This is a genomic window from Aeromonas cavernicola (genome assembly GCF_002795305.1).
Taxonomy (GTDB): Bacteria; Pseudomonadota; Gammaproteobacteria; order Enterobacterales; family Aeromonadaceae; genus Aeromonas; species Aeromonas cavernicola.
On record NZ_PGGC01000245.1, the window covers coordinates 1 to 1221 of the forward strand.

2 protein-coding genes are annotated in these 1221 nt (G+C 62.2%); both read right to left on the reverse strand.

All coding sequences use genetic code 11. The features are described 5' to 3' along the window. The coding region (locus tag CUC53_RS18245) for an AMP-binding protein (RefSeq protein WP_157798333.1) at positions 1-630 on the reverse strand (630 nt) is incomplete at its 3' end. Continuing rightward, positions 627-1221, reverse strand: a 595-nt coding sequence (locus CUC53_RS18250) for a thermostable hemolysin (protein WP_100295402.1), incomplete at its 5' end; no start/stop codon positions are given. The genes CUC53_RS18250 and CUC53_RS18245, both read right to left, overlap by 4 nt.

Genomic DNA, 1221 nt, shown 5'->3' on the forward strand with positions numbered 1-1221 from the left:
GCAGGCACCGGTCAGCAGCGGCACATAGAGGCCAGTCAGGTTCTCAAGCAGGGTGGCGAGCGGCAGCAACGTCAGGTGTTGTTCTACCTCGGCAGGGGCGACGCGCTTGGCCAGTGATGCACAGACCGCCATCATGGTCGCTTGGGATAGGCAGACCCCTTTGGGTTGCCCTGTGGTGCCGGAGGTGTAGGTGATCTTGGCGGTGCCCGCTGGCAAGGTAACCCGCTTGTTTGGCTGGCGGCGCCATAGCGGCACAGTGTGTTCTGCCTCAGACAGGCCACTGAGCAGCGTGAGCGGCTCGGCGGCCTGCCAGCCCTGATGGAAGGGGCCGACCAGCGCATCGGCGCCGCTGCTCTCCAGCAGCCACCCCTGCTGGTCAAGGCTGAAGAAGTGCGGCACCGGGATCACCACGATCTCAGCGTAGCTGCAGGCGAGATCCAGCAGGGCCCAAGCCAGACCGTTGTCCAGTTGCAGTGCCAGTCGCTGGATGCCGCGCTGTTGCAATTGATTCGCCAATTGCTGAATCTGTTGCCACAAGCGCTGGTAATCGAGTTGCTGCTGGCTGCTCTGTAAGGCCGCTTGCTGCGGGATAGTGCGGGCATGGTTGGCGATGGCGGCGAACAGGGTCATAGGGCACACCATTTCTTAGCGGTCAGGTCATTAGATTGGGAGGCGTCGCTAAACAGCGCCGGCATGGGCGCCAGCAGATTGAGCAGCAGACTGCTCTGGGCCAGCACCTCGCGCCCTTGATTGATGTTGCCCACCATCACCTTGGGCTGGCAACGGTAGTACTCGCCCCACGCAGCGGCATCGGCACCCACCTGATGGGCCTGGGCGGGGGCCAGCTCCACCGGGTTGAGTTGCAGCCGAGCAAAGCTGTTGCGCAGCTTGGCGGTACCAGTAAAGACCACGTAATCGAGGGCGTTGTCACACAGCAAACGACACAGCGCCGCGAACATCAGGCGGGCATTGCCCGGTTCGCTGCAAGCCAGATTACCCACTTCGATAATGCGGCTGCGTGCCGGATGGATTCCGAGGCGGGTGTTGATGGCGGTCTCAATGGGTTGCTCCAGATACTGTTCCAGATAGAGAGGCCCCTTACTGGCATGATTGAGACCACAGGCGCCGACCAGCGTCCCGTCCGCTCGATAGAGCCCGAGCAAGCAGGGGAGAAAGTGAGGTATGCGGGCGTTGAACTCGTGGCGATAGGCAGCCTGAATA